This window comes from Kitasatospora sp. NPDC057518 (genome assembly GCF_042802075.1).
GTDB lineage: Bacteria > Actinomycetota > Actinomycetes > Streptomycetales > Streptomycetaceae > Kitasatospora.
On record NZ_JBHVEU010000429.1, the window covers coordinates 1 to 7,642 of the forward strand.

A 7,642-nucleotide genomic window follows, 5' to 3' on the forward strand; every position below is an offset into this window, starting at 1 on the left:
GGAACCCGGCGGCGGGACGGCCCGGACGTGCGACGGGTCCGGGTGCGAAGGCCCCGGACATGCGAAGAGCCCTGACATACGGGGGATGCCAGGGCCTGGGTTTCGCACGGCCCCCGTAGGGCCGCTGGTGCCGGAGGTCCGGCGACGGGTCGGTGTGCCGGACGGGTCAGGCAGCGGTGCGGTGGCGCTCCAGCACCGTGTCCACGCCGTGCTCGGCGGCGAGTCGGCGGAGGTCGTCCAGCTCGGACTGCTCCACCTCGGCGAGGAACTCGTCCCCGGCCTCGATCGCGCGGTGCAGGTCCTGCTCGGCGTTGGCTATGCGCTGCAGGATTCCGGCCTTGAAGGCGTCCATACGGGCCCCCTTACTGTGTCGGACGTGCACGGTCGTGCGCTCTCCGCCCCGGGGAAGGTCCAGCCGGTGAAAGCACCCAGGCCGGAAGGTGGTGGCAGTCCGGACGGGTGCGGAGACGGCCCTTCGGCCGCTCCCGGTGATGTCCCAGCCCCAGGGCCGGCGCGGATGAACGCACGGCGGGTGGGTGCGATCGGCCGTCAGCCAGATCGCGGGTGTGCAGCTGTCCTCCCCGCCCCCAGGGCGGGGAAACCTTTCGGCGCGAGAAAGTTGCCCGTGTCACAGTCCAAGCGGAGTGGTGCGGATGCGAACAGTGACCGCCGCGGACCCGGGTTCCGTGCCCGAGGGGCAGCTTATCGCTGCTTTACCGCCCGACCAGGCAGGATGGAGGCACCGTCGGAGCCGTGCGTCCGCTTCCGGGGCCGGCCTGGAGAAGGGACAACGACCGTGCGGGTTCTCGTCGTCGAGGACGAGCAGCTGCTTGCAGAGGCCGTCGCGACCGGTCTGCGCCGCGAGGCGATGGCCGTCGACGTTGTGTACGACGGGGAGGCCGCGCTCCAGCGCATCGCGGTCAACGACTACGACGTCGTCGTCCTGGACCGCGATCTTCCGCTGGTCCACGGGGACGACGTCTGCCGCAAGGTGGTCGAGCAGGGCCTGGCCACCCGGGTGATCATGCTGACCGCCTCCGGCGACATCAGCGACCGGGTCGAGGGCCTGGAGATCGGCGCGGACGACTACCTTCCGAAGCCGTTCGCCTTCAGCGAACTCGTCGCCCGGGTAAGGGCGCTGGGCCGCCGCGCGACCATCCCGCTGCCCCCGGTACTGGAGCGGGCCGGCATCTCGGTCGACCCCGGCCGGCGCGAGGTGATCCGCGACGGGCGCACCGTCCAGCTCGCCCCCAAGGAGTTCGCCGTCCTGGAGGTGCTGATGCGGGCCGGCGGTGCCGTCGTCTCCGCCGAGCAGCTCCTGGAGAAGGCCTGGGACGAGCACACCGACCCGTTCACCAACGTCGTGCGCGTCACCGTGATGACGCTGCGCCGCAAGCTCGGGGACCCGCCGGTGATCGTCACCGTGCCGGGCTCCGGCTACCGGATCTGACGACCGGAGTCCGCCCACCCCGAGACTCCCCGCCGTAAGCGCCCGCCCCGGCGGACGCCCCGAGAGGACCATCATGACCACCCCGCCCCCGGCCGGCGGGGCCTCCGGCGCGCCCGCCGGCGGCCCACGTGCCGTCCCGCCGAAGCCCCTGACCCCGCCGCGCGTCCACCGCCCCGGGTCCTACGTCCCCGGCGACGGCATGCTCGCCTGGTTCCCCTTCCGCCCCACCATCCGGATGCGCCTCACCCTGCTCTACGGCGGGATGTTCCTGATGGCCGGCGTGGTGCTGCTGCTGCTGATGTACGTGTTCTTCCAGGACGCCGTCTCGTACCTGGCGCCGCGCAACCTGGTCTTCGACGGCAGCATCCAGGTCACCGGCCCGGACGGCGTCCACTCCACGATGAACAGCACGAGCTACAACCAGTTGCAGGCCGCCGACTTCCTGGCGCGCTCCGACTCCGCGCTCAACACCCTGCTGCGCAAGTCGCTGACCATGCTGCTCTGCCTCGCCGTGATCGCCTTCGCGGCGGGCTACGCGATGGCCGGCCGGGTCCTGCGCCCGCTCGGCCGGATCACCCGCACCGCCCGCGACGTGGCCTCCTCCGACCTGCACCGCCGGATCGAGCTGGACGGCCCGGACGACGAGCTCAAGGAGCTCGCCGACACCTTCGACGGCATGCTGGACCGGCTGGACCGCTCCTTCGACTCCCAGCGCCGCTTCGTCGCCAACGCCTCGCACGAGCTGCGCACCCCGCTGGCGATCAACCGCACCCTGCTGGAGGTCCAGCTCTCCGACCCGGCGACCTCCTCCGACCTCCAGCAGCTGGGGAGGACCCTGCTGGCCACCAACGAGCGCAGCGAGCAGCTCGTCGAGGGCCTGCTGCTGCTCGCCCGCAGCGAGAACGAGCTGACCGACCGGCGCCCGGTGGAGCTGTCCGAGGTGGCCACCCGGGCGCTGGAGCAGACCCGGGGCGAGGCCGACAAGCGCGAGGTCGAGCTGCGTTCGAAGCTCGATCCGGCGATGGCCGCCGGCAACGGCGTGCTGCTGGAGCGGCTCGCGCTCAACCTGCTGCAGAACGCCGTCCGGTACAACACCCCGGGCGGCTGGGTCGAGCTGGCCACCACCGCGGTGCCCGGCGGCGGCGAGCTGGTGGTCTCCAACACCGGCCCGGTGGTGCCCGGGTACGAGCTGGAGCACATCTTCGAGCCGTTCCGCCGGGTCAAGGGCGCCGACCGCACCCGCAGCGACAAGGGGGTCGGGCTCGGCCTGTCCATCGTCCGCTCGGTGGTGCGCGCCCACGGCGGCACCATCGAGGCCACGCCGCGCGCCGGCGGCGGCCTCACCATGAGGGTCCGCATCCCCTCGCCGTAAGGGTCGAACGCCCCTTCCGCGGGCGACCGTTTCCAGCCGCCCCCGCCAGGCCCGTCAAGACGACATAAGGCCTGGCGGGGGCGGCTTGTCTTTTCCGGCCCGAGCAACTTACGGTGTCGTAACCTACGCAACCGTAGGTGAGTCCGTCGGCGCCCCGCCGACGGGTCCACGACGTGTCCCCGTCCAGCGCGCCCGTCCCAGCGCGTGCCGTCCCCTCAGGAGCACCACCGTGACCATCGCCCCTGTGCAGAGCAGCTCCCCGCTCGTCGCGAGCGGCTGGACCGACGCGCGGCTGATCCTCGCCCTCGAAGAGGTCGTCGAGAAGGAGCTCAACCGCCACCTGGGCGTGGCGAAGGAGTGGATGCCGCACGAGTTCGTCCCGTGGAGCCAGGGCCGCGACTTCGACGGCGTGCTGGGCGGCGAGGCCTGGTCGCTGGAGCACTCCAAGGTGACCCCGGTCGGCCGGGTGTCGCTGGTGGTCAACCTGCTGACCGAGGACAACCTGCCCAGCTACCACCACGAGATCGCGACCATGTTCGGCCGCGAGGGCGCCTGGGGCACCTGGGTGCACCGCTGGACGGCCGAGGAGGGCCGGCACGGAATAGCCATTCGCGACTACCTGCTCGCCACCCGCGCGGTCGACCCGGTGGAGCTGGAGCGGGCCCGGATGAGCCACATGTCGGAGGGCTTCGAGTCCGACAACGCGCACAGCATGCTGCACTCCGTCGCGTACGTGGCCTTCCAGGAGCTCGCCACCCGCATCGCGCACCGCAACACCGGCAGGTACGCCGGCGACCCGCTGTGCGAGCAGCTGCTGGCGAAGATCGCCAACGACGAGAACCTGCACATGGTCTTCTACCGGAACCTGCTGAAGGCCGCCCTGGAGATCGCCCCGGACCAGGCCATGCGGGCCGTCGCCGACGTGGTCACCGACTTCCGGATGCCCGGCCACGGCATCCCCGGCTTCGAGCGCGCCGCCGCGCAGATCGCCCTCGGCGGGGTGTACAACCTGCGCATCCACCACGACGACGTGCTCCAGCCGGTGCTGCGCCACCTCAAGGTGATGGAGATCGGCGGGCTCGGCCCGGAGGGCCTGCTGGCGCAGAACGAGCTGGGCGTCTTCCTCGATGGGCTGGACGGCCAGGCCCGGAAGTTCGAGGAGCGCCAGGCCGCCCTGCTGGCACGCCGGGAGGCCCGGAGGAACGCCGGCTGAGATGCTGGACCGAGCGGTCGGAGTGGGTGGATTTCCCGCGGTTTGCCCTGGATGATTCTGAACGTGACCAAGCTCACACCGTGTCGCTCCACGATTCCGGGCAACCCCGGAGAGTGATCACCTGATCAGGGGTGTCGATCGCCGTCCGTGACCGGATTCCGGTCACCGGTCGGTCCGCGGAATCGGTCGGCATCCCTGATGGACAAGGGATTCCCCAGACATCCACACCGATTGTGCTCACTGTGCGTGGTCGGTTTACCGGGTCCCCGGAAGGCTGGTGATGGCCCAGCGTGAGGCCTTCCACAGCCCTGGGGATCACCCCGATGGAGCCCGGGCTGAGTGTCGATTGAGTAACAGGGCTTGAAGTAAGGCAAAATCTCCGCCTCGGGTCGGGCACAAGACCGACCCCCCATGCGTTACGTGCGCTGGAGATACCGCACACACCGCACAACCCGGAGGGGGAGAGCGAAAAATGGCAACCGACTACGACACCCCACGCAAGACCGACGACGAGCTCAACGAAGACAGCATCGAGGAGCTCAAGGCTCGGCGGAACGACAAGGGCGGCAGCTCTGTCGACGTCGACGAGTTCGACGCCGCCGAGGGCATGGAGCTCCCCGGTGCCGACCTCTCGAACGAGGAGCTCGCCGTCCGTGTCCTGCCGAAGCAGGCGGACGAGTTCACCTGCATGAGCTGCTTCCTCGTGCACCACCGCAGCCAGCTCTACAGCGAGAAGAACGGCAACCCGATCTGCCGGGACTGCGGCGCCTGAGCACCGCGGCGGACAGGACCCGGTGCCCGCGGCTGCGCCCGCGGGACCGGTACACCGCTCCTTCCGGCCCCGGGCAGCGGGGCCGGACGGCAGGTCCGGGCATCGTCCGTCTGGACGGGCCCGGGAGGACGGAGTCGGCCGGTCGACCGGTCAGGACAAAGTCGTAGGGACGGTCCCGCAGCAGCGGAACCGTCCCTCTCCGTTTGTCCGGCCTCTTCCGTCCGGCTCGTGTCCGGGCCCGACCGCCTCGCGGCCGGCCCGGTCCGCCTCAGGTGCGGGCGCCGCGCCGGGCGTCCTCCAGCGCCTCCGCCAGCTTCATCGGCGAGCGGGTCGACAGGTAGAGGTACGGCGTCGGGTCGGTCGGATCGGTCACCTCGACCCGCAGCGCCGTCGGGACGTAGCTGCGCAGCAGCATGAAGGCGCGCGGATCGGCCTTCCGGCCGCGCCAGGCCGCCGCCTCGGCGGGGCTCAGCGCCTGCGCGTCGCCGAGCGCGTCCACCGGGATCCGGGCCGGGCCGGCCACCAGGGAGCCCCGGACCACGCGGATGCGGGCCGAGCCGTAGCTGCTGATCGCGACCGCGCCGGCGGCGATGCCGACCACCAGTCCGATCAGCGCGGCCGGACCGCTGACCCGGATCAGGATCAGCGCGAACGTGAGACCCAGCGCGATCGGGAGCAGCCACCAGGAGCGCGGCACCGTGAGGCGTTCGTCGTACATGCCTCCATTGTGGTCGCCCTGACGTCCGGCCCGGGACGCCACCCCCACCGGAGGCCCGCTACCCCTGGGTAGGCTGGGGCCCCGTGACCGGTACGACAGCCCCCAGCACCCCCACCGACCGGCCGGCGCCCGCCATACCGCCGTCCCCGACCACCCCGCCGCCGGACGCCGTCCTGCCGGAGCGCCACCCCCAGGCGCCCGCCCCCGGCACCCGGCTCGGCTCCCACTACGAGCACTGCTTCGGCTGCGGCCCGCAGCACCCCGGCGGCCTGCGGATCGACGCGGTCGCCGGCGAGGGACTCGACGTCACCGCCGAGTTCGCCGTCCGCGACGCCCACCAGGGCGGCCCCGGCCTGGCCCACGGCGGGCTGCTGACCACCGCCATGGACGAGACCCTCGGCACGCTCAACTGGCTGCTGCACGCCCCCGCCGTGACCGGCCGGCTGGAGACCGACTTCCTCAGCCCGGTGCCCGTCGACTCGGTGCTGCACCTGCGCGCCTGGATCACCGGTGTGCACGGCCGCAAGATCTACAGCGCCGCCGAGGCGCGGATCGGCGGACCGGACGGGCCGGTCGCCGTCCGGTCCCAGGCCCTCTTCATCCAGGTAAAGCTGGAACACTTCACCACGCACGGTCGTCCCGAGGACATCGAGAAGGTCCTCGACGACCCGGATCTGATGAAGCGCGCACGAGCCTTTGAGGTGAACCCTTGAGCGACACCCCCCGCCCGCAGCTGGACGTCCTGATCAAGCGCATCGACCCCGAGCTGCCGCTGCCCGCCTACGCGCAGCCCGGGGACGCCGGTGCCGACCTGCGCACCACCGTCGACGCAGAGCTGGCCCCCGGCGAGCGGGTCATGCTGCCCACCGGCATCGCGATCGCCCTGCCGGACGGCTACGCGGCCTTCGTCCACCCCCGGTCGGGCCTGGCAGCTCGTTGCGGTGTTGCCCTCGTGAACGCCCCGGGGACGGTCGATGCCGGGTACCGTGGAGAGATCAAGGTGATCGTCGTCAATCTGGACCCGCGCGAGGGGGTCAGCTTCCGCCGAGGGGACCGAATCGCCCAGCTGGTGATCCAGCAGGTCGAGAAGGCCCGTTTCCACGAGGTGGAGGAGCTGCCTGGGTCGGCACGCGCCGAGGGCGGGTTCGGGTCGACCGGCGGCCATGCCGCGGTCTAGCATGCCCGCGGCCTCGCAGGAAGCCGAGCAGGCATTCGCATCGGTCTTGGACCGGGAAGGGCAGTGACCGTGTTCCGTCGTCGCCAGAAGAGCGAGGACGCTGTCGAGCAGCTCGCCGACGACGCCATCAGCGCCGACGAGACGGCCGATGACGTCGAAGGTTCCGCCGAGAGCGAGAACGTGACCGAGCTGGACCCGGCCGACAGGGTCGGCCTGCCGCCGGCCCCCCGGCCGGACGGTCCGTGGGACCACTCCGAGCTGGAGAACCCCGAGGAGGGGCGCGTCGACCTCGGGGGTCTGCTGGTCCCCGGCGTCGAGGGCATGGAGCTGCGCGTCGAGGTCGCCGGTGACGCGATCGTGGCGGCAACCCTTGTGCTCGGAAACAGCGCCATCCAGCTCCAGGCCTTCGCGGCCCCGAAGTCGGAGGGCATCTGGGGGGAGGTCCGGGAGGAGATCGCCAACGGCATCACCTCGCAGGGCGGCCTCATCGAGGAGGAGGAGGGCCCGCTCGGCTGGCACCTCCGCGCCCGGGTCCCCGTGCAGCTGCCGGACGGCACCCAGGGCGTGCAGCTGGTGCGGTTCGTCGGCTGCGACGGTCCGCGCTGGTTCCTGCGCGGCGTGATCTCGGGCCAGGCCGCCGTGCAGCCGGAGATGGCCGGGATCCTGGAGCAGGTCTTCCGGCAGACGGTCGTCGTGCGCGGCGAGTCCCCGATGGCTCCCCGCGACCCGATCGTCCTGAAGCTTCCCGAGGACGCCCAGATGGTCGCCGACGGTGGCGGGGCGACCGCCGCCGCCGGTGAGGGCGAGAACCGCTTCGGCGGTACCGCGCTCGACCCGTTCGCGCGCGGCCCGGAGATCACCGAGGTTCGCTGACCCGGTTCGGGCCGGTTTCGGCCGGCCCTGATCGGCACTGATCGCCCCTGCCCGGGCTCCCGGGAAG

At 71.8% G+C, this 7,642-nt stretch carries 8 protein-coding genes and 1 pseudogene; 7 read left to right on the forward strand and 2 right to left on the reverse strand.

The features are described from left to right. Positions 1 to 166: 166 nt before the first annotated feature. Positions 167 to 352 (reverse strand): hypothetical protein, encoded by a 186-nt coding sequence (locus ACFU7Z_RS32075; RefSeq protein ID WP_030057688.1) that lies wholly within the window; start codon positions 350 to 352, stop codon positions 167 to 169. Positions 353 to 796: 444 nt separating this feature from the next. Between ACFU7Z_RS32075 and ACFU7Z_RS32080 the strand changes: the two genes are divergently transcribed. From ACFU7Z_RS32080 to ACFU7Z_RS32095, 4 genes are all read left to right on the forward strand, one after another. Then, positions 797 to 1,450 carry a response regulator transcription factor gene (locus ACFU7Z_RS32080; RefSeq protein ID WP_049657097.1) on the forward strand — a complete coding sequence of 218 codons (654 nt, stop codon included), beginning with the start codon at positions 797 to 799 and terminating at the stop codon, positions 1,448 to 1,450. A gap of 73 nt (positions 1,451 to 1,523) precedes the next feature. Beyond that, a complete protein-coding gene (locus ACFU7Z_RS32085) occupies positions 1,524 to 2,822 on the forward strand; it encodes a HAMP domain-containing sensor histidine kinase (protein ID WP_053112333.1) in 1,299 nt (432 codons plus the stop codon). 229 nt (positions 2,823 to 3,051) lie between these two features. Further along, on the forward strand, positions 3,052 to 4,035 hold the full coding sequence (locus tag ACFU7Z_RS32090; protein WP_049657095.1) for an acyl-ACP desaturase: 984 nt from the start codon (positions 3,052 to 3,054) through the stop codon (positions 4,033 to 4,035). Between the two features lie 472 nt (positions 4,036 to 4,507). Next, positions 4,508 to 4,807, forward strand: coding sequence for a DUF4193 domain-containing protein (locus tag ACFU7Z_RS32095; RefSeq protein WP_030285479.1), 300 nt, complete (start codon positions 4,508 to 4,510; stop codon positions 4,805 to 4,807). Positions 4,808 to 5,075: 268 nt separating this feature from the next. Here ACFU7Z_RS32095 and ACFU7Z_RS32100 read toward each other — a convergent pair whose 3' ends face one another. Beyond that, positions 5,076 to 5,525 (reverse strand): DUF3093 domain-containing protein, encoded by a 450-nt coding sequence (locus tag ACFU7Z_RS32100; protein WP_380781349.1) that lies wholly within the window; start codon positions 5,523 to 5,525, stop codon positions 5,076 to 5,078. Positions 5,526 to 5,659: 134 nt separating this feature from the next. Between ACFU7Z_RS32100 and ACFU7Z_RS32105 the strand changes: the two genes are divergently transcribed. The 3 genes and pseudogenes from ACFU7Z_RS32105 (at position 5,660) to ACFU7Z_RS32115 (ending at position 7,575) form a co-directional block, all read left to right on the forward strand. Continuing rightward, positions 5,660 to 6,238, forward strand: coding sequence for a PaaI family thioesterase (locus ACFU7Z_RS32105; RefSeq protein WP_049657100.1), 579 nt, complete (start codon positions 5,660 to 5,662; stop codon positions 6,236 to 6,238). After that, positions 6,235 to 6,769 (forward strand): annotated as a pseudogene (dut, locus tag ACFU7Z_RS32110) (dUTP diphosphatase). The gene ACFU7Z_RS32105 and the pseudogene dut overlap by 4 nt, the downstream one beginning before the upstream one ends. Before the next feature lie 2 nt (positions 6,770 to 6,771). Next, positions 6,772 to 7,575, forward strand: a complete 804-nt coding sequence (locus tag ACFU7Z_RS32115; RefSeq protein WP_049657098.1) for a DUF3710 domain-containing protein — start codon at positions 6,772 to 6,774, stop codon at positions 7,573 to 7,575. Positions 7,576 to 7,642 lie beyond the last annotated feature (67 nt).